Here is a 21498-nt window from a genome sequence, read left to right as displayed (position 1 = left end):
CAGCCCGCGTCAGACGGGCGCTTCAGGAGAGGCCCCATGTTCAAATCCCTAATGCTCGTGTCCGCCGCTGCCCTCGCCCTGACGGCGTGCACCAAACCCGCTGCTACCGACAGCGCCGCGGTCACCCCGCCGGCGACCGCGTCGGAAGCTGCCGCCCCTTTCAACACCCTTACCGAAGCCGAAAAAGCCCAGGGCTGGAAACTTCTGTTCGACGGCAAGGACACCAGCCAGTGGCGGCTGTATAAGGGCGGCGCCATCGAACCGTCCTGGGGTATCGACAGTGCGGCCATGGAACTGCTCAACGCCAATGAAGAAATGGGTGGCGCCGATATCATCACGGTCGACGAATACGACAATTTCGAACTGGCCATCGACTGGAAGATCGCGCCTGGTGGCAACAGTGGCATCCTGTACATGGTCAAGGAAACGCCCGACGCCAGCAACCCTTATATGACTGGACCCGAAATGCAGGTCCTCGACAATGCCGGCCATCCCGACGGCAAGATTCCAACGCACAATGCCGGCGCCCTGTATGACATGAAGGCGCCGCCGAAGGACGTCACCGCCCCCGTCGGCCATTGGAACCACGCCCGCATCCTGGTCGACCACGGTCATATCGAACACTGGCTGAACGGCGTGAAGACGGCGGAATCGTCTTACGGCGACGATGCCTGGCGGAAACAGGTTGCTGCTTCGAAGTTCAAGGAAATGAAGGAATTCGGCATCGCGACCAAGGGCCATATCGCGCTGCAGGACCACGGCTTCCATGTCTGGTACCGCAATATCAAGATCCGCAGCCTGTAAGAAAAAGCCCGGGCGCGATGCCCGGGCTTCTCGTCTTCACGGCTCAGAATATTATTAGAACCGGCCCGTCACGCTGACAAAGACCATGCGCGGCGGCATGGGATAGGTGTTGTAGGTGCCCGAAGCCGCACCGACGACCAGGGTCGAGGTCGCCTTGATATCACCGAGATTGGTGACGTTCAGGCTGACCTTGGCGGCGTGCAGCGGCGAGTTATCAGGCAGATCGAAGCGGTAGCTGGCCTGCAGGCCGGTCAGGAAATAGCCGTCGACCGACAGGTCGTTGGTGTAGGTGGCGAAGCGTTCGCCGACATAGTCGCCCGACAGCTGGACATCGAACTGGCCGTAATTCGCCGACAGCACGAACTTGTTCATCCATTCCGGGCTGGCCGGGACGGCCTTGCCGGCGGTCGGAACCGTCGTCGTGCCGGACATGTAGTCTTCCTGGTAGGTCGACTTGTTGTAGGACACGGCGTCGTAGAACGACCAGTGCTTGCCGAAGCGGACTGTGCCGGCGATGTCGAGACCGTCGGTCTTGACCGAGCCGACATTGGTCAGGACGGCGGCGCCGGCGACCAGGGACAGGATGACCGGGGTCGGGCTGATCGACAGCAGGCGGTTCTGGAAGTCGACATGGTAGGCATTGACCTGGCCGTCGAAGCCGCTGATCAGGCTGTTGTCGAAGCTGTGGTGGAAGCGCCAGCCGGCTTCGTAGGTCCACGAGGTTTCCGGCTTCACATTATCCTTGAAATAGTCGAAGGCCGACGGGTTGGCCAGACTCCAGGCCGAGCCGCCGGCGCCGTAAACGATAAAGTGACGCAGGTTCTTCTGGGCATCGGCGAACAGCTGGTCATTGGCGGTCAGGTCATAGACAACACCCGCCTGCGGCAGGAAGGCCTCGCTGGTCTTGATCGTGCCTTCCGGATAGTGGATCGGGTTGGTATTGGTCGGTGCATTGACCTGATTGATCGGGAAGAAGCCCTTGCCGGTCTGCGACGTGGCCTTGACACCATATTGCAGACGCAGCTTCGGGGTCAGGCGCCACTGGTCCTGGATATAGAGGTTCAGAACCGAGACGTTGAAGCGGCCGTAATACTGGTTGAAGTTCTTACCCGTCGGAATGTCGTAGGGCGTCAGGTCGTTATTGGCTTCGGTGAACGGATACCAGGCGCGATGCTGGGTCGAAAACAGCTTTTCGTACCACAGGCCGGCTTCGATATCGTGGTCGCCGGTATGCCAGTTGAAGGTTGAAATCAGGCCCGAACGGTTGATCAGGTATTCGGTCGTGCGTACCGCCCAGCCGGTGCCGCCGAACAAGGCTTTCAGGCGCAGCGCCTGGTCGGTCGCCGTTTCGCCGGTCGGACCGGGATAATAGACGGCGAACAGGCCAGGCAGGCCTGCCTGGTTGATCGGGCCGGCAACAATGCCGCGGCCGTAATTGTAGTGATAATAGACCTGGTTGGACCAGTTCATGTCGTCGCTGAGCTTATAGTCGTACTTGACATAGGCCAGGGCGTCTTCGCGCTGGGCGGCGCTGTGATAGTTGTGGAAATTGTTGCCGTCGGCAGCCGGCGGTGCGCCGGTCGGCGACAGGTAGGCCAGGGCGGCGGCATAATCCGGATACAGGAACGGACGGACATAGGGGGCGGGATTGGTGCCCACGTGAACCACCGAATCCTCGTTCGGCTCGACCTTGGTCTGGTAATCGAGATAGGCGGTCAGCTTGCCCCTCTCGCCGGTGTGGACGAACTTGGCATTGAGCTGGTCGTCCTTCTGGTGACCGTTGAAATCCCAGGCCTTGGCGTCGTGGTGCAGGATCGAAACATAGGCGGCATTGCCGTTGCCGAAATCGCCGGTGTCGAGGCGCAGATAGGTACGGTTGGTGTTGTAGCTGCCCAGGGTCTCGGAAAAGACGCCGCCGCGATCGGCAGAGGGATCGGCGGAGAAGGTTTCAACCGCGCCGCCCAGGTTCGAGGTCGAGGCGACGCCCAGGCCGGCCGCACCCGAGGCGAACTGGACGCGGGCGACGTTTTCGGAGGTCACGGCGCGCGATACCGACAGGCCGTTCCAGTTGCCGTACTGCTGGTCGCCCAGCGGCACGTTGTCGAAGGTGTAGCCCAGTTGCTGCAGGCTGAAACCGTGGACGAACAGGGTTTCGTTCTGCTCGTTATTGCCCCACGGATCGGCCGTTTCGAACAGCACGCCGGGCAGGGTCTGGATGGCTTTCAGCGGATTGATCCCGGGCAGGATCTTCTGCAGTTCGCCGCCGCTCAGTTCGACCGATGAACGCGTGGAACGCTTGAGGGTGATGACGACTTCCTGCGCGCCATCAGCGGCAGATTGCTCAGCGGCGGGTTGGTCGGGTGCCGGCGCATCCTCGGCCAGGACGTGGGGCGCCGCGGTCAGGCCGATGGCGCTGGCGGCAAGAAGGACCGCGCGCAGGCGGCCAGATTTGAAAACAAATTTGGAAACAAACATGAACAGCTCCGGGGGAGGACGTGGAGCCGTCGGGATACGGGCGATGCGCGACACAAACCCGTCAGTTTCTGCACAGATTTATGATGTGTCGCGGCGGCCACACATGTAGCGGTGCACAGCTTATTGTCCCCACCGGCCAATATCCAGATAACGCAGGTTGACAGTCATAGCGCATCCGGGGAAAACCGTATGACGGGGATAAAAGCCCCGATGGAACCGGCGGGCCATGTCTTCAGACTTTCACATCGTTGTCGTCGATGACGAAGAGATCGTGCGCGAAACCGTGCAGGAATATCTCTTGCGCCAGGGCTATGCCGTCACCGGCGCCGACGGCGGGGCGCAATTGCGCGCCATCATGGCGGAACGCCCGGTCGACCTGGTCCTGCTCGATATCCGCATGCCCGGCGAAGACGGCCTGACCATCGCCCGGGAACTGCGCAAAATGGGACCCATCGGCATCATCATGCTGACCGCCAATTCCGACAGCGTCGACAAGGTTGTCGGGCTGGAGATTGGCGCCGACGACTATATCATCAAACCCTTCGACCTGCGCGAACTGCTGGCCCGCGTCCGCGCCGTGCTGCGCCGTGCCGCCAAGCCGGAACAGCCGGCCGCCACCCTGGCTCGCGAAATCCGCGTCGGGCGCTGCGTGCTTAATCTCGACCTGCGCCGCCTCTTCGCCGCCGATGGCAGCGAGATCGCCATTACCGCCATGGAATTCGACCTGCTGCAGACCTTCACCGCCCATCCCAACCGCGTCCTGTCGCGCGATCAACTGCTGGACCTGGCGCATAGCAAGGAGATGGAGGCCTTCGACCGCTCGATCGACACGCGCATCACCCGCCTGCGCCAGAAGATCGAGGTCGAACCGCAAGCCCCCCAGGCCATCCGCACCGTGCGCGGCGCCGGCTATGTCTTTGTTCCGGCAGGAGAATCCTTCCATGGCTGAGCCCCACCTGTTCGATCCCCTGCTGCTGGCCGTCGTCGCGTCGTCGCTGGACGGCGTCATCATGATCGACATCGACGGCAAGGTGCTGGAATTCAATCCGGCCGCCGAAGACATGTTCGGATACCGCCGCGCCGACGTACTTGGAAAGCCGATCGGCGACCTGATCGTCCCGCCGCATCTGCGCGGCGCCCACGAGGCCGGCATGACGCGCTACCTGAGCGAGGGCACGCCCCATGTTGTCGGCAAGCGCATAGAAATCGACGCCATGCGGGCCAATGGCAGCCTGTTCCCGGTCGAACTGGCGATCACCGAGATCGTCGCCGGCGGCCGGCGCCTGTTCAGCGCCTCGCTACGCGACCTGTCGGAGCAGCGCGCCGCCGAAGCCGCCCTGGCCCAAAGCAATGCGCGCCTGACCGCCTTCCTCGACTACGCACCGGCGGCCATGTACCTGAAAAGCAAGGGTGGCACCTATCTGGTCGCCAATGAATTCATGGCCGCGGCCCTGGGCAAGCCCGTCAACGAAATCGTCGGCCGCCATGTCGAGCAGATACTCGGCCCCGCGGCACTCAGCCAGGTTGCGGAAAGCGACCGCCGTATCCTGGAGACCGGCGCCCCCTATGTCAGCGAAGAGCGGTTCGACCTGCCCAATGGCCACCGCGACACCATGGCAGTCCGCTTCCCGGTGCGCGACAGCGACGGCGAGATCACCCATCTTGGCGGGGTTTTCATCGACATCAGCGAGCGCCGCAAGGCCGAGGCCGAGATCGAGCGTCATCGCGAAGCCCTGCACCAGGCGGAGAAACTGACGGCCCTGGGCTCGCTGCTGGCGGGGGTCAGCCACGAACTCAACAATCCGCTGTCGGCCGTGGTCGGCCAGTCGCTGATGCTGGAAGAGGATTGCGCCGGTACGCCCCACGCCGCGCGCGTGGCCAAGATCCGTACAGCCGCCGAACGCTGCGCCCGCATCGTCCAGACCTTTCTGGCCATGGCGCGGCAAAAGAAACCCGAGCGCAACCCGGTCAGGCTCGAGACCATTGCGATGGCCGCCGCCGATCTGGCCGACTACGGTATCCGGACCGCCGGCATCACCCTGACCACCGACTATGCGGCCGACCTGCCGACCATCACGGCTGACAAGGACCAGTTGCACCAGGTTGTGGTCAACCTGCTGATCAATGCGCAGCAGGCCATGCAGGATCAGTCGGAACCGCGCGAGATTCGCCTGCGGACCGCCTGGGGCGATACGCCGGGGACTGTCCGTTTCGAGATTTCCGATAGCGGCCCGGGCGTGCCGGCGGATGTTCGCAGCCGTATCTTCGATCCCTTCTTCACCACCAAGGCGCATGCCATGGGCACGGGGCTGGGCCTGTCGTTTTCGCGCGGCATCGTCGAAGCCCACGGCGGCAGCCTGCGCCTGACGGACCTGCCGGGACCTGGGGCTACCTTCGTGATCGAGCTTCCGGTCAATGGCGAGGCAGCAGGTGATGGCGACGTCGCCGCTGCCACGACAGGTCCTTCCGGCGGCCGCGCCCTGGTGGTCGATGACGAGCCCGAGGTCGGCGAGACCCTGGGCGAAATGCTGACCCGCCAGGGTTTTCGCGTCGATGTGGTGACCGCTGCCGCCGAAGCGCAAGATCTACTGGCCCAGGGCGATTACGACGTCATCCTGTCCGACCTGCGCATGCCGGGCATGGACGGTCCGGCCCTGTATCGCTGGCTGTGCGAGCAGCGCCCGGCCCTGGCGCAACGGGTCGGTTTTGTGACCGGCGATACCCTGGGCGACGCGGCGGCGACATTCCTGGCCAAGGCAGGGCGCCCCTATCTCGAAAAGCCGTTCACACCGGCCGGCGTACGGGCGTTGCTGGCCGCGTTGAGCGAACCGCAATCGGTATAGTCAGCTACTCAGGCCATTAAATATATCAGGGCTTCGCCGGCCGTGGCAGGATCTTGATGTGCAGGGCCTTGGCGTCGACCAGCCAGGCTTTGGCCAAGGCCATCACCATATCCGGCGTGACAGCCAGCAGTTCGTCGCGTTTGTGCAACTCGGCCTGCCCCCGCGCAGGATCTTCGACCAGATGCGGTACCACCGAAATCCAGTGCCCATTATCCTTCTGCTGGTCCTCCCAGCGTTCCAGCAGCGGCTTGCGCGCCCGGTCCAGTTCGTCCTGGGTCACCGGATGGGCCTGCAGGTCGTTGACGATCGCCGCCACCGCATCGCGGAAGGCGCCGTCTTGCCCGGCAGCCACCGAGCCCGAAACCTGCATCATGCCGTAATCCTTGAACGTCACCGACTGTTCGCGGGTCGCATTGGCGTCATAGGCCTGGCCCAGTTGCTGGCGTATCTGCGCAAAGACCCGCGCATTGAGAATCTCGGCCAACACCTGCAGGCCGCGTGACCTTTGGCTGTCGCTCAGTTCGTCCGGCAGCGGCCAGGCCACCAGGCTGAGACTCTGATCGGCACGACCGTTGTGATAATAGGTTCGGTCCAGATCCGTCGTTGGGAAATGGACGATGTCGCCGCCCACCGCCAGCCTCGGGTTTTGCGGCGTCATGGACAGGTTGCCGAAGGTCAGCTCGACTTGCTTCAATGCTTCCGCCGGATCGAAATCCCCGACCAGGGTGATCTCGACTGGCGCATTGGCCAGGGTTGCCTTCAAAAGGTCGCGCACCGCCTCAAAGGGCACCGCCTGGGCCTGGGCCAGATCCGGAAAAAGAAATCTCTTGTCGCCGGCATGGGTCGCCGCGGCCAGGTTGACATTGAGTATGCCCTGGGGCGACGCCGTCAGCTGGGTATAGACCGCCGGCAGTGCGCCCTGGATCTGGTTGTACATATCGGGATTGTAGGCCGCGTCGGTGGCAAAGGCCATCATCAGCTGAAGCTGCGTCGTCAGGTCACCGCGCGTCGTCGTGGCGTCCAGCGTGGCGGCGTTCTCACCCAGACTGTAGTTGACCTCGACCGTCTGGCCGGCCAGGGTCTGGCTCAGTTCCGACCGGTCCAGCTTGCCTGTACCGCCGCCCAGGAAGCCGCCGAGGGCGGCATAGAAGGCCGTCATGCCGACGGGCGCGTCGCTGTCCGGCGCCAGGGTCTGCAGGCCGCCGCGGAAAGCGACGCTGACCTTGACCTCGTCGTCCTTGAACTGGGTCGGCATCAGGTTGAGTGTCACATTGTTGGCAAAGCTATAGCGCGTAAAGCCGAAGTCGGGTCGGGCCTGTTCGGCCACTGGCGTCTGGATCGGGCCAAAATCGGTATAGGGCCAGTCCTTGGCGTCGGCCGATCCGAAGGCCGGCACCTTGACCTTCATGGCAGCCTTGTAGGCCGATTTCAGCGCCTTGGCGTCGAAACCGCCCAGGTCTTCGGCCGTGTGTTCCAGCAACGGCCCGTCACCTGAAAACATGGCCTGGGCGTGGGCCTTGACGACGTCGGGCGTCAGTCTCTGCTTGAAGCCGTTGAACCAGGCCAGATCCTGTTGCGGCGAGGTGAAGACCGAATTGACGTCAAGATTGGAGACCATGTTCTCGATGATCGCTTCGTTCGTACGGGTTCGGGCGCCGGAGACCTGCCCCTGAAAGACGCCGCCGAAGGTCTTGACGGCTTCGTCGATCTCGCTCTGGGTGGCGCCGTAGGTGGTCACCTGTTTCACGGCGCGCATGGTATAGGTCAGGGCGTCTGCGCCCCGGCCCGGTTTGGGTATGACGGATACCTGGGTGACCAGGGCCGTCTTCGCAATGGGCAGCACGACGACGCTGCCGCCGACCAGGCCGGCCTCGGGCTTCTGGGCGAAATACTGAATGCGCCGGGTAAGGATCGAACTGACCATGACGTCCAGCATCACCTGGTCGGTTTCGGCGACGCCCATGGCCTTTCCGGTCAGCGGCCGGAACCAGGCCGCGGTCACGGTGTCGGGCAAGGAGGCCGCCTGTTCGGCCATGGCCGCAACGCCCTTCTTGCGATAGGCGCCGAAATCGACGGCCCGCGCCGGGCCTTCGCCGGTCCAGTCGGAAAAACGGCTCTTGATCCTGGTTTCGACCGCATCGGGATCGACGTCGCCGACAATGATCAGGGTGGTGAGTTCGGGCCGATAGAAGGCGTGATAGAAATCGACAACGGTCTGGCGCGGCGCGTTGCGGATGATCTGCGCCAAGCCGATAGGACTGCCGCGCGTGGCGTATTTCTGGCCGGCAAAGGCGGCAGCCAGCCAGCGCGTCTGGCTGTCCTGCAGCGGGCTCTGGCGCAGGCGCTCCTCGCCCAGCACGACGCTACGCTCGCGTTCGACCGCACCTTCGTCGAACAGCAGGTTGCCGGAGATTTCACGCGCGATCAGCAGGGCGGTATCGACCGACTCCTCGTCATTGGATGGCAGGTCGAAGACATATTCCGTCTTGTTGGGCAGGGTGAAGGCGCCGGCGTCGGGCCCCAGCTTCAGGCCGTGACGCTGCATCAGCGGCAGCAACTCGTCCTTCGGGATGTTGCGCGAGCCGTTGAAGGCCATGTGCTCGACGAAGTGCGCCAGGCCGCGCTCATTGTCGTTTTCCATCAGCGAACCGGCATTGATGCGCAGGTGCATGGCGATGGTACCCGGCGGCGTGGCGTTCTTGTAGATGACATAGGTCATGCCGTTGGGCAGGCGACCGAAGCGCGCTGCCGGATCGGGCGCCATGTCGCTGCTGTCCTGGGGCCAGGTCACGGCCAAAGGGTTGGAAGAGGGAGTATTGACGGTCGGAACCGCGACGGCGGCGGGTTTGGCAGCCGCGATCGCCGGCGCCAAAGCCGTCGATATCATCAGGGCCAGCACCAGGCCACGCGACAGTTTCATCATAAAATCCCCCAACACCGTGACCAGCGCAAACCTGATGCCGGTTATAAACATCACGGGGTCCGAGGTAAAAGCTTTTTGAAACCGCGCCGGTATGACAGGCCAGGAATTTTATAGCGGCGAATTGACCCAGCAAAACCAGTGCCTTGTACCGGCAGGCAACATACGACAAAAAATTTGACAGCTATGTCAATTATATTGAATATCACCGAATATCACGGGCACGTGTTTCCAGTATTCGAGAATCTTAACGCCAATATCAACTAAATTACACTTTTAGTGAACATAAAATTTACATAATTAATTCGTACATTTATAATAAGTAACTTGTAAGAACGGTCGGGGCGGCATTTTTTTCTGGTGTGAGTTGCGTTTCATGGCGTTTCTATCTGACCTGTTTAATCTGACGAAATGGAAGCTGACGCTTCCCGTGGACGCCAACGGCCTCCATACCGGTGAGGCGATCGACGTGAACAGCCTGATCGGCTTCACCGACCCGATCCATTTTCACACAGCCGCCGATGGCGCCATGACCTTCTCGGCCGAGACCGACGGCGCTACGACCAGCGGGTCGAACTATGCCCGGTCGGAATTGCGCGAAATGGCGGCTCTCGGTCAGGAAGCGGGATGGAAGCCGGCCCAGGGCGGCACAATGACCGCGACCCTGTCGGTTAACGAGTGCCCGACGGCCAGTGACGGTACCCCCGTCAAGCTGGTTATCGGGCAGGTTCATGGCATCAGCAATGAACTGGTGCGGCTCTATTATGACAACGGACAGGTCTATTTCGTCAACGATCAGGCGGGCTCCAGCAATACCAGTCTCAAGTTCGCCTTCAGCGATTCCTCCGGCAAGGCGCCGCAGATAGATCTGGGTGAGATATTTTCCTACAAGATCGAGGTGAGCGCCTCTACGGTACAACTAACCCTGTGGGCCGACGGCAATATCTATATTGCCAGTAGCGTGGTCAATAGTATCTGGGCGAACGATCTGCTGTATTTCAAAGCCGGAGTCTATCTCGGCGCCAATGAAAGCACAGCAACCGGCATCGGCGAAACTGCCTTTTACGGCCTGGATTTCGCGCATACAAGTGGCCAGGGATTGGGCGGTCTGGTCGACCCCGGCACGCCCAACAGCGCCGCCGATGTGTCGGGCACCGCTCTGCGGGACACGCTGCGCGGTAGCGGTTTTGACGACAGCCTGAACGGCAAGGACGGCAATGACCTGCTCAATGGAAACGACGGCAACGACGACCTCGACGGTGGCAACGGCAATGATCGACTTAACGGCGGAGCAGGCGCCGACACCCTGACCGGCGGCGATGGCAACGACACCTATGTCGTTGATGATGCCGGCGATCGTGTTCTTGAGACGTTGTCCGGCAGCCTGGGCGGGGTTGATGCCGTCAATGCTTCGATCAGCTACGTACTGGGCCAGAATGTCGAAACCCTCATCTTGACCGGGACGGGCAATATCAACGGCTTCGGCAATGGCGCCGACAATTTCATGATGGGCAACAGCGCCAACAACAGTCTCGACGGCAGCATCGGGGCCGACACGTTGCGGGGGATGGGCGGCGACGACACCTACTACGTCGATTCCAAGAGCGATCTGGTCATCGAAAATCGCGGGGAAGGCAAGGACGTCGTCTATAGCGGCGTGTCCTACCGCCTGCCGGATCAAATTGAGAAGCTGTACCTGACGGGGAGCGGCATCAGCGGCATCGGCAATGCCCTTGGTAATACACTTACCGGTACCTCGGCCCATAATGTGCTGTCGGGACTGGACGGCAACGATTTTCTGGACGGCGGCGCAAGCAAGGACACGATGAACGGTGGACTCGGCAACGATACCTACGTGGTCGACAATATCGCCGACCTGGCGATTGAGAACGCCAATGAAGGCTATGACGTCGTCCGGGCGACCGCTACCTTCAGCCTGGGCGACAATATCGAAGACCTATATCTGCAATCGACGGGCGCGATCAACGGATATGGCAACACGCTCGATAACCACATCTGGGGTAATTCGGGCGATAATGTGATATCCGGCGGCCTGGGCAACGACACGCTTTACGGCAGCGGCGGGGTCGACAGGTTTCTGTTCGATACATCGCCGGATAGCGCGAATATCGACCTGATCTCCGACTTCAAATCCGACCGGGACCTTATCGTCCTGGATCACCTGGTCTTCGGCAGTCTGAATGCCGGCGTACTGGACTCGGGCGCATTTACGGTCAGTACAGCGGCCACCACTGCCAGCCAGCATATCATCTATGACGCGGCCAGCGGTATCTTGTATTACGATGCGGACGGCGTCGGCGGCGCGGCGCAGGTGGCGTTTGCGCAACTGGACCTTCGGCCGGCCGTTCTGATCTCAGACTTCCTCGTCGTGTGAGCGGGGTCGTATAATCGGGCGTCATCTTGCGGACCGGATATATTCGTGCCTTAATTCGGTTGCAGACGGAGCGCAATGTCGCGGCTTCGGAGGTATGTTCCATGATCGCGTCCCGTCTTATCCTGGCTTTCGCGCTTGCCGTTGTCATGCCTGGTGCGGCTTTTGCCGGCGACTCGGATGAAGTCGTGGTCAGCGCCTCGCGCAGCGCCGGCCTGCCCAGCCAGGCCAAGACGGACAAGACCGATACAACACCCGGCACGATCGCTCAAAAACCCGCCAGTCAGGAACAGGTCATGGCGTATCTCGCCAATGCGCCGCAGGTCGACCGCCCTATGGCCGACAACGACCTGCAACCGGCTCCGGGCGCCGCCACGGGCGGACGGACGGTCCACGGATCGGCGGGAGTCAGCATCGGCACCGGCGGCTACCGCAGCGCCTATGTCTCGGCCCTGTTCCCGGTCGGTGAAAACGGCACCCTGGGGATCGCGATCAGCCAGACCGATTTCGGCGAAAACGGTGGCTTCGGTTACGGCGGTTATGGCTACGGATACGGCGATTACGGTTATGGGGGCTACAATTATGGCGGCTATGGCGGCCGTGGTCATGACGGTTATGGTTACGGTCGCGGCCATCGCGGCACCTCGAAATCCCTGGCCGTGTCCTTTACGTCGGACGATGACGATCTGAACGGCGCCGACACGCCCGAAGGCTGCGCCCCCGGCTTTCGCGCCGGCGGCCGCTATGTCGAGCCGGTCTGGGTCAGCCAGTTGCACGGCAATCGTAGCTGCGAAACCGACTTCCTGCCGTAAATCCGCGCCTTTTGCGTTGCAAACGGGGCACGGTTGCGCCCTGGTGAAGCACCGGCCATAGACGCGCGGCCATTCCTCAGGCAATCCTGAGATATGACGCCGTCCTACAGCAAGCAGCACCTGAACATCGCCACCGGTTTCGCCAGCGAAACCGGCCAGCGCGACGACAACCAGGACTTTGCCGCCTTGTGCCTGGACGAGGCGCACGGCCACCATGGCGCGGTCGCGGCCTTGGCCGACGGCGTCAGCACAGCCAAGGGCGGCCGCGTGGCGGCGGAACTGGCGGTGCGCACCTTTATCGACGATTATCTGGGCCAGTCCGATCTGCTGTCGCCGCGCAAGACAGCGTCGCGCGCCCTGGAAAGCATCAACCACTGGCTCTACCGCGAAGGCACGAAGAACGAGACGCTGAAGGGCATGAGTTGCGCCTTCACCGGCATCGTCATCAAGGGCCGGCGGCTGCATGTCTTTCACGTCGGCGACACGCGCCTGTGGCGCTTTCGCGACGGCGTGCTGACCCAGCTGACGCGCGACCACAAACCGGACGGCGCCGAGCAGACCAGCTACCTGACGCGTGCCGTCGGACGCGAGGAAGCCGTCCGCATCGACTATATGGTGTTTGACGTTGCGCCGCACGACCGGCTGTTGCTGACCAGCGACGGCGTCCATCAGCCGCTCAGCGTGGCGCAGATCGCCGCCATACTGGAACAGCGCACGTCGTCCGAAGAGACGGCACGGAACCTGGTGGCTTCCGCCCTCGCCCATCACGGCGACGACAATGCCACTGCCCTGCTGATCGACGTCATCGACCTGGCCCCGGCGACCATCGACGACCTCAGCGCCGCCATCGCCGAACTGCCTTTGATCGATCCGCCAAGGGTCGGCGATATTGTCGACGGTTTCCGCATGGAGCGGATGCTGGCCGATGGCATCTATTCGCGCGTCTTCCGGGCGCGCGACATCCGCGAGAACCATCCGGGCGCGCCGGTGGTCCTGCTGAAGTTCCCCAAGCCCCACACCATCGGCTCGGAAAAGGCAGCGCGCCAGGCCTTCATGCGCGAAGCCTGGGTGGCGTCGCGCGTCCAGCATATCTGGATCGGCGCCGTCCTGCCCCTGGCGCCCGGCCGTCAGACCTGTCTCTACATTGCCCAGCCCTACTACGCCGGTGAAACCCTGGAACGCCGCCTGTTGCGTGCCCCCCGCGTCAGCCTGGAGGAAGGCGTATCGATCGCCACGCGCCTGGCCAAGGCCATCGGCTCGCTGCACCGCGCCGGCATCATTCACCGCGATATCAAGCCCGAGAACATCATCCTGCTGAGCGACGGCGGGCTGAAGCTGATCGACCTCGGCGTCGCCCGTATCCCCGGCTTGGAAAAAGACAGCGATTTTGTGCCCGGCACGCCGTCCTACAAGGCGCCGGAACAGTTCGAGACCAAGGGCAAGGCGCCGGCGCCCGGCGATGAACGCTCCGATATCTTCGCCCTGGGCGTGACCCTGTACCGGATGTTCACCGGCGGCGCCTACCCCTACGGCGAGATCGAGCCCAATGCGACGCCGAAGTTCAACCGTCCGGCGCGCCTGACGGACAAGCGCCACGACCTGCCGGCATGGCTGGAAAGCCTGATCCTGCAGGCCATCGCACCCGATCCGAACGATCGCTTCCGCGACGGCTTCGAGATGGCGTTCAAGCTCGAAACCGGGGCGTTCGGGGCAGAGCCCAATTTCTCGTTCAAGCATTCGTGGCTGGGCCGTCACGAGGCCGGTATCTGGCGCACCCTGGCAACCCTGTTGTTCATCGCGCTGGTCGGCGTGCTGTCGGCGGCGGCCATGGGCTATGAGATTGGGCCGACCCTGCGAACCTGGGGCAAGCAGGCCGTCGCGGCGGTGGTCAAGGCGATGGCTGTGCCGGACAAGACCGGATCATAGCCGGTGCCTGCCAGGCTTACCTTACCTGACGTCCTGGACAGGCTGGCGCCGTTATATGATCTGGGTACGCCGCTCAGCGATCCGATCGCCCAACTGGTGTGGGAAAATATCGGTTACCTGATCGATGACGAGCGTCGCTCGGTGCTGTTTGCGACATTCGAGGCCAGGGTCGGTTTGACGGCGCACCAGATCGCCGACGCGCCGGCCGAGGTCCTGGCTGAAATCGCCGGCCGCGGCGGCATGAACCCGATGACGCGCGTCGAACGGCTGCGCTCGATCGGCACATTGACGCTTGAGGTATGCGACGGTGATCTGGCTGGCGCCTTGCGGTCCTTGCCCGTTGCGAAAGCCAGGACTGTGCTGAAACGTTTCCCGACGATTGGCGACCCGGGTGCTGACAAGATCCTGTTGTTTGCCGGTATCGCTGCGCGGCCCTGCCTGGAATCGAACGGCCTGCGCGCCCTGGTCAGGCTGGGCCTGTGTCCGCAGTCGGGCGCCTATGCGCCGACCTACAAAGCGGCCATGGCGGTGATGGCGGCGCAACTGCCTGCGGATCTGGAGGTTCTGAAACGGGCTTACCTCATTCTGCGGGCGCATGGCCGCGCCCTATGCAAACGCAGCGAGCCCCTCTGCGCACCCTGCCCGTTGGATCAGGTGTGTTTGCATGTGGCCGCGAAGGGTTTGTGAGCTTTAAGCCAAACCCGAATGCTTCTGGGCTTTCTTCGCCCAACCCGTGTGCGACACTAGTATCTACAAATCTCCTAGCTTTAGCCTCAATCAGCCAGTCCTCCACCGTCGCGAATCGTTACGGGGGAGCGGGGCGCCCCGTGGCGTGTCGTCGCTTGTCGGCGACGGAGGGAGCTTCTGCGTAAGATTCAAAGGGACGGTCAGATATCAATTAGCTTAGCCGTTGCGTTTGCACTCTCAGAAAAACACTTACATTTCATCCACTTGCAGCTGCTCTACGCCACCCTAATGATGGTTTTGCGGGACTTCTAATATACATTCCGCGGGGTGCCTAATATACAAAATGCGACGGCTAAATGGCGAACAACGCAATGTCTTCGCCGGTGCGCGGACTATCGGACAACCTCAATCCTTGGCTTTTTCGAAAGCCTGGCCCAATCGCCTCCTTACACGCCGAAGTTCATAATCTACGACGGAGGTCCAACATGACTGAACCTGTCGACAAGAAACTCCCGTCTTCGCCTCAACCTCAGGCTCGGGCCGCAATTGCCGGTGAGGCTCTGCAGAAGAAGAACGAACCGGACCCTTTTCCGCCCGAAGGCACAGACGAAAAGACCCTCCGCCCCGGAAGCGAGGCGGAGCTTCCGATCTCGCAGGACGAAGCCGTTCGAGCGACCCAGGGTGTCATAAGGCAAGGGCTTCCCGACCAGGGTGAACAACCGGCCAGTTGGCCGAATGGACGACCGGCAAATGCGCTGAACGGCGGCGTTAAGCCGATATAGGCGCTGTCGTACTGCGAACTGAAACACGGCGGCCGGATTCCGGCTGAGTGAAGATCCAGTTCAAAACAGGAAATCGCCCGCGCTGAGCTCGGCCTTGTGCAACCCCTCCACCACGAAGACGCTCATCGGGCCCAGGGCAATCTCGACATCGCCACCGACATCGGTCGCCGCTGCCAGGACATGGGCGAAATCGAAGAAGAATTCCCGCGCGTCGATATGGTCCGCGCCCTGGTGGAAATCCGCGATCGTCGCGACTCCGTCTATAAAGTTCGCATCGAGGTGGACGACGAAGACATCCTTGCCGCCCCCGCCGATCATCTGATCCGCCCCGCCACTGAATATGAGCAGATCGTCACCGGTCCCGCCCTCCAGCCGGTCGTCCTGTCGGCCGCCGACCAGCGTATCGTTCCCCGACCCGCCCAGCAGGCCGTTGTTTCCGCCGTAGTCGGACAGCGAGTCATTGCCCGCACCGCCGGATATCCGGTCGTCGCCATCATCGCCGCGCACGACATCGTCGCCGCTGCCGCCGTCGACCGTGTCATTCCCGTCCCCGCCGCGCAGCGTGTCGCGCCCGGCCTCGCCGTTCATCACGTCGTCGCCGGCGTCGTTATCCCCGCCCCCGGCATGATTGCCATAGTCAAAACCGATCTGGTCATCGCCTCTGCCCCCCGACAAGGTGTCGCCGCCGTCACCACCGAACAGCACGTCAGGCGCCTTGCCGCCGCGCAGACTGTCATCGCCGCCGCCGCCCAGCAGGGTTGCCGGCGTGCTGGGGCCGCTGAGCAGGTTCGGACCCTCGTCGCCCGTGATCAGGGTCGTGAACCAGAAATTGTGCGGGCGCAGATCGGTGACCCGCATGTTATCGATCACCAGGAACCGGTCGCCCCCCAGCGCAATATGGACATCGCCGCCGGCATCGCTCGCCGCAGCCAGCGCTTGCGCATAATCGGCGAACACGTCGCGGACGTCGATCACCTCGTCACTGGCGTCAAAATCCCTGATGGTCGCCGTTCCCGTCAATCCGCCATCACCCGCGACGATCCTGAAGACATCCTCGCCGTCGCCGCCCCACAGCGTATCGTTGCCGCCGCCATAGTCGAGCGTATCATGGCCATCGTCGCCATAAACCCGGTCGTTATCCGCGTCACTGCCGCCCGAAACCACGTCATCGCCGGCATCGCCATGGACCGTATCCGCGCCAGCCCCGCCATTCACATAGCTGTCGTCGCCATCGCCGCCGCGCACCGCGTCATCGCCGTCGCCACCGTCGAGATAGTCATTATCGTCACCGCCGTCGACATAATCGGTGCCGTCGCCACCGGCGATGGCGTCCGCGCCGTCCTCGCCGAAAAACCGGTCGTCGCCGGCATCGTAATGGAACTCTTCGCCGCCAGTGCCGAAGCCGATGAAGTCGGCGCCATCGCCGCCCCAGATCGTATCATTACCGTCATTGCCGCTCAGCGCGTCGTCGCCGTCGCCGCCATGGATCTTGTCGCGTCCGCCGCCGCCATTGACCGCATCGACAAAGCCGCCACCGCGCAGATCGTCATTCCCGTCTCCGCCGAAGATCAGGTTGACGCCATCGCCGCCCACGACCGTGTCGTTCCCGGCCCCGCCGTCGGCGACATCTGAAAAGCTGAGCGGGACAAAGCTTTCGACGTCGGAGGTCGGCAGCACAGTCGTCCACGCCGCATCGCCCATGCGGATGTAATCATTGCCCGCGTCCCCGAAGATGCGGTCGAATCCCGATCCGCCGTCGAGGGTATCGTTGCCGTCGCCGCCATGGATCGTGTCGAACCCGGCGCCGCCTGAGACCTTGTCACTGTTCGCGCCGGCGTCGATAAGATCACCGCCGAACCCGCGATACCCGCCGCCATTGGCGTCGAAAAATACCGTGCCGTTCGACTCGTCGCCACCATGGAGGGTGTCCTGGCCGCCCTCCCCCGTGATGGTGTCATTGCCGCCCAATCCGCGGATCAGGTCGTCGCCTTCGAGCCCGATCAACACATCGTCCAGGTCCGTCCCGATCAGCCTGTCGCCGTGATCGGTCCTCATCTTCGTGACGCCGGTGGACATGCCAGGCCTCCCCTGTCGATCTGGTGTATCGGTTAACCAATAGACGGCTTTCGATGTAGCTTATTGCACCGCACAAGACAACAAAAAGGGCGCTCCAATCCGCAAACCGTGACTTGGCATATGCGGTGACGGAAGTCATACTCGGCACAGGCGGTGGGGCTAATCTCTCAAGGGAGACGACGATGCCGACACATCCCCATATCACCGCAAACGAACAGTTTTTCGCCGCCTATGCCGCGCAGGATGTCGGCGGGGTACGCCAGCTTATGGCGCCTGACGTCATCTGGTTCATTCCCGGGCACCACCCCTTGGCCGGCACAATCGCAGAGTATTTACTATTGGCATTCCATAATCATATCATCGCCCGGTAGATATGCAGAAATAAGAAACGACCATGCAGGCGCCCTCAGATCAACGCATTGTTTTCACGATCGACGAGTTCCTGAACTACGGTCCGGGAGGCGTGCCGCTGATACCGGAGATCGCTTATCTCGGGTGGTGCCGCACCGAACGCGCCGATCGCAACCATCTGGCACCGCACAGCCATCGCGGCGTTTTCGAAATCACATTAGTGCTGGAGGGGGAGGTCGACTGGATCGGTGGCGGAGAATTCTACCAACTGAGGCGGGGAGACGCTTTTGTCACTCTGCCAGATGAAGTGCACTATTCGCGCGACCACTCCCTGCAGCCTTGCTCTCTTTACTGGCTGCTGCTTGGCGATCCGGAAAGCGGGTATAACTGGCCAGGCCTAGATGCCGATGTCGTTGCAGATATTGTCGCGACATTGAGGACGCTACGCAGCCGCAGTTTCAAGGCGCGCACGGAACTATATGAATCGTTCAAAATGCTTTTCGACATCCATCAGCGTCCGGGCGCAGCGGCAGAAGATATAGCCTTGAAACGTGTCGGAGCAAGGGCATCGCTTCATAGCCTAATGGTCAACCTGGTACAGTCCATCCGTGATGACGTGTCTTGCCATACACCGGATACTTCAACTTTGGAGCACATTTCCCCAACGATCAATCTCTTGCGTTCCCGACTAGGTTCCCAAGCCTCCGTTGCAGAGTTGTTGCAGCTAAAGGGGGGCAGCCTTGACCGGCTTAATAAGGAATTCCTCAGCAGCACCGGCCTTTCACTGGCAGAATTTCGTGCCCGAGAACGCATCCGATCCGCCCGTGATCAGCTGATCGGCGGCATAAAACCAGTGAACTTGATCGCTCTGGACCTCGGATATTCCTCAAGTCAGCATTTCGCCACGGCTTTCAAACAGGCGACGGGATTCACCCCGAAGGAATATCGCAAGCGCCATCGGCCTGTCGAAACCCGTGATCAGGTGCGCGGTGCAGGATGAGATGCAATTGTACATAAAATGCATTCAGAATACATGTACAAAGTATTGGATGGACATTGTACTTGACCGCTTGACATCTTCACTCGCTCATTCAATTTAATATCAATCACTCATCTTGTTATGCAGTGTTTGAATTCTGGCGTTAACAAGAATGATTCGTGTTCAGGCAGAGGTGGAATGTCAAAATTTGATTACACATCCGCAGTGTCGCGCCGCGCGGTCCTTGCCGGCCTGGCGTCGACGCCGCTGGCCCTTCCAGTCGCCGCCGCAACTCCCCCACCACGTTTGGGCCTCGCCCACTGGCTTACCTCAGAACGCCTGCCGGCTGTTCGCTACCAGGGCCCAATACGTTTCCATATCGCGGATGTTCCCGACGATCCCTATTTTTTGCTCGGCAACCATCGCCTGACCCTTTTCGTGCATGCCAGCGGTCACTACCGCATTATAACCGGCGATCGCGGCTGGGCGCGTCTGAATGCCGGCAAGGCGCGTGCGGCCGGAGACAATGGCGCGGCGCTTACAGTCGACGGCACGGTCTTCGATCTCATAGGCCTCGACAGCACGGCGGCAAATGCGGCTGACAAGGTTTTCGGCGTCGGCAGCGCGCGGTTTTCCTACACCCCCATGGGCGGTGTCAATCTGCTGCGCGCGGTTTCGGTGGCGCCTTCCCTGACACTCGGGTCCGGACCGGCTGCCTTCCAAATCCAAGTCACACTCAGAAACCTTTCGCCCAAGCGCAAAACCGTGGTTTACGACGAATGGGTTGGCACACGCTATACGCCCGTCTTTCCGCCCTGGGACAACAGCCTCGAACGCGTGAAGCTCACGGCGGTCGACGAGACCTCGGCCGCAGCACGTGTTGCGATGACGCGGAATTACCTTCAGGATCTCGAGGCGCTTCCGGATGCACCGGCGACCGGAATGAGCTTGTTCGACGTGCGGCCGCCGGCCCTTGCCATGGCCGTGGCTGACGGGCCGGCACCTCTGGCCGGTGGCGGGCGGCTGGCGATGCGGCGTGAACTGGAGCTGAAGCCTCACGCGACAGAGACCTTCGTGTTGGTTATCGGTGCCGCCGATGCGGGGACGCCTGACGCGTTTGCCACAAGCGTCGCGCCCCTACTTAATATGAAGGAAAATGAGTTTGCGGAGGCGTGGCAGCAGCTTGTTCCAGATTTTTCAGCCGAAGGCGATGCACAGCTCCGTGCCGAAATGCAATGGAATGTCCATGCGCTTGAAGCCATGGCGACCTACAAGCAGTATTACGACGAGACCATAATTCCGGAGGGCACCGACTACGATTATGACTGGGGTTGGGTAGCCAGCAGCCGCGACCTCTGTCAGCACGCGCTGCCGATGTGCCATATTCGTCCGGAATTAGCGCGGTCAGTCCTGCGCTATGTCATGAAGCGCACCCTGCCCGATGGCGAAATCAAGCTGGTCGATCAGGGATATGGATGGGTGCCGCAGGCAAGCTATATCAACAGCGACGCACAGCTGTTCTTCTTCCTGATCCTTGCCGAGTATCTGAAAACGACGGCAGACTACAGCGTTCTGACCGATGAGCTGTCATGGTACCCTGCGGAAAGTGCGGGCCAGGCGTCCGGTGCCAACCATGTTCGCGCGGCTTTCCAATATCTGCGTGAACGCGTCGGCACCGGGCCGCACGGGCTTATCCGGCTGTGGAACTCCGACTGGAACGACATGTTCTACTTTTGGCCGACCAGCACACCCTACAATATTCTGTTCGACCAGGCCGAGTCACATCTGAATACGGCCATGGCATTGACGATTTTTGAAGACCTGGCGCCCGTCATGCGTAAATGCGATGTCGGCCTGGCGGACTGGATAGATGCTTACCGCATGCAGCTGATGACCGCTTTCCGCGCTGATCTCAACGACAGGCGGTTCCCGGCTCGTGCCTATTTCGCCGACAAGGGGCTGATAGGCAAGGACGATATGTGGCTGGAACCCCAGGGTTACGCCATGATGATAGACGATATGCCCATGTCCTGGCGCTTGGGTATATGGCAGGACATTCAGAACCGCCTGATGCGGGGAGAGGCCTTGGGCGCGCGGCAGATCGAAAGAACATCCAAACAAGGTGACCTGTTGCCGGGACAGCGTGAAAACGGCGGCTTCTGGTATGCGCTTAACGGACCGGTTATTCTGGGTCTTGTGGAAATCGACAAGCCTGCCGCGGCCGCCTTGATAAAAAAGATGTCCTTCGCAAACTACGCGAACCAGTTCCCGGATCGCTGGATCGGGCAATGGAGCGCCCCAGACTCCTTTGAATCTTCCCTGGCGCCGAAGCCGGGATGGAGCGGCTTCGGCATCTATTGCGCCCACGCCCACGCCTGGCCGCTGCACGGTTATCTCAAATTGAACGGTTACGGGGCCGGAACGGACCCGGCACGTCTGGCGGGGCTTTAA

General features: G+C 61.8%; 14 protein-coding genes. 11 read left to right on the top strand and 3 right to left on the bottom strand.

Translation table 11 applies throughout. From position 1 onward, the window contains the following. The first annotated feature begins 36 nt into the window (after nucleotides 1-36). Nucleotides 37-804 carry a 3-keto-disaccharide hydrolase gene (locus tag AC1DXO_RS17840; protein ID WP_476979527.1) on the top strand — a complete coding sequence of 256 codons (768 nt, stop codon included), beginning with the start codon at nucleotides 37-39 and terminating at the stop codon, nucleotides 802-804. A 54-nt stretch (nucleotides 805-858) separates the two neighbouring features. Here AC1DXO_RS17840 and AC1DXO_RS17835 read toward each other — a convergent pair whose 3' ends face one another. Continuing rightward, complete coding sequence (locus AC1DXO_RS17835) at nucleotides 859-3279, bottom strand: TonB-dependent receptor (protein WP_476979526.1); 2421 nt, start codon at nucleotides 3277-3279, stop codon at nucleotides 859-861. Between the two features lie 226 nt (nucleotides 3280-3505). On the opposite strand from AC1DXO_RS17835, the gene AC1DXO_RS17830 reads away from it, so the two are divergent. Continuing rightward, nucleotides 3506-4228: a response regulator gene (locus AC1DXO_RS17830; protein ID WP_476979525.1), complete on the top strand. Its 723-nt coding sequence runs from the start codon at nucleotides 3506-3508 to the stop codon at nucleotides 4226-4228. Beyond that, the gene (locus AC1DXO_RS17825; protein ID WP_476979524.1) at nucleotides 4221-6122 is read left to right on the top strand and encodes a hybrid sensor histidine kinase/response regulator; all 1902 of its coding nucleotides are present in this window, start codon (nucleotides 4221-4223) and stop codon (nucleotides 6120-6122) included. The genes AC1DXO_RS17830 and AC1DXO_RS17825 overlap by 8 nt, the downstream gene beginning before the upstream one ends. Before the next feature lie 25 nt (nucleotides 6123-6147). On the opposite strand, the gene AC1DXO_RS17820 is transcribed toward AC1DXO_RS17825, so the two are convergent. Next, a complete protein-coding gene (locus AC1DXO_RS17820; RefSeq protein WP_476979523.1) occupies nucleotides 6148-9045 on the bottom strand; it encodes a M16 family metallopeptidase in 2898 nt (965 codons plus the stop codon). A gap of 373 nt (nucleotides 9046-9418) precedes the next feature. Between AC1DXO_RS17820 and AC1DXO_RS17815 the strand changes: the two genes are divergently transcribed. The 5 genes from AC1DXO_RS17815 (at nucleotide 9419) to AC1DXO_RS17795 (ending at nucleotide 15641) form a co-directional block, all read left to right on the top strand. Further along, nucleotides 9419-11437: a polysaccharide lyase family 7 protein gene (locus tag AC1DXO_RS17815; protein ID WP_476979522.1), complete on the top strand. Its 2019-nt coding sequence runs from the start codon at nucleotides 9419-9421 to the stop codon at nucleotides 11435-11437. A 101-nt stretch (nucleotides 11438-11538) separates the two neighbouring features. Further along, nucleotides 11539-12246: a hypothetical protein gene (locus AC1DXO_RS17810; RefSeq protein WP_476979521.1), complete on the top strand. Its 708-nt coding sequence runs from the start codon at nucleotides 11539-11541 to the stop codon at nucleotides 12244-12246. A gap of 93 nt (nucleotides 12247-12339) precedes the next feature. After that, nucleotides 12340-14172 (top strand): bifunctional protein-serine/threonine kinase/phosphatase, encoded by a 1833-nt coding sequence (locus AC1DXO_RS17805; RefSeq protein ID WP_476979520.1) that lies wholly within the window; start codon nucleotides 12340-12342, stop codon nucleotides 14170-14172. A gap of 3 nt (nucleotides 14173-14175) precedes the next feature. After that, nucleotides 14176-14859: a hypothetical protein gene (locus AC1DXO_RS17800; RefSeq protein WP_476979519.1), complete on the top strand. Its 684-nt coding sequence runs from the start codon at nucleotides 14176-14178 to the stop codon at nucleotides 14857-14859. A gap of 485 nt (nucleotides 14860-15344) precedes the next feature. Continuing rightward, on the top strand, nucleotides 15345-15641 hold the full coding sequence (locus tag AC1DXO_RS17795) for a hypothetical protein (protein ID WP_476979518.1): 297 nt from the start codon (nucleotides 15345-15347) through the stop codon (nucleotides 15639-15641). A 60-nt stretch (nucleotides 15642-15701) separates the two neighbouring features. Here AC1DXO_RS17795 and AC1DXO_RS17790 read toward each other — a convergent pair whose 3' ends face one another. Continuing rightward, nucleotides 15702-17717: a calcium-binding protein gene (locus AC1DXO_RS17790; RefSeq protein WP_476979517.1), complete on the bottom strand. Its 2016-nt coding sequence runs from the start codon at nucleotides 17715-17717 to the stop codon at nucleotides 15702-15704. 182 nt (nucleotides 17718-17899) lie between these two features. On the opposite strand from AC1DXO_RS17790, the gene AC1DXO_RS17785 reads away from it, so the two are divergent. The 3 genes from AC1DXO_RS17785 (at nucleotide 17900) to AC1DXO_RS17775 (ending at nucleotide 21498) form a co-directional block, all read left to right on the top strand. Further along, nucleotides 17900-18088 carry a hypothetical protein gene (locus AC1DXO_RS17785; protein WP_476979516.1) on the top strand — a complete coding sequence of 63 codons (189 nt, stop codon included), beginning with the start codon at nucleotides 17900-17902 and terminating at the stop codon, nucleotides 18086-18088. A 23-nt stretch (nucleotides 18089-18111) separates the two neighbouring features. Next, on the top strand, nucleotides 18112-19068 hold the full coding sequence (locus AC1DXO_RS17780; RefSeq protein ID WP_476979515.1) for a helix-turn-helix domain-containing protein: 957 nt from the start codon (nucleotides 18112-18114) through the stop codon (nucleotides 19066-19068). Between the two features lie 177 nt (nucleotides 19069-19245). Then, nucleotides 19246-21498, top strand: coding sequence for a GH36-type glycosyl hydrolase domain-containing protein (locus tag AC1DXO_RS17775; RefSeq protein ID WP_476979514.1), 2253 nt, complete (start codon nucleotides 19246-19248; stop codon nucleotides 21496-21498).

The sequence above is a fragment of the Asticcacaulis sp. P2_C5 genome (assembly GCF_056404555.1).
The sequence above is the reverse complement of the archived record's forward strand: the minus strand, read 5'-3'. Positions and strand labels throughout refer to the sequence as shown.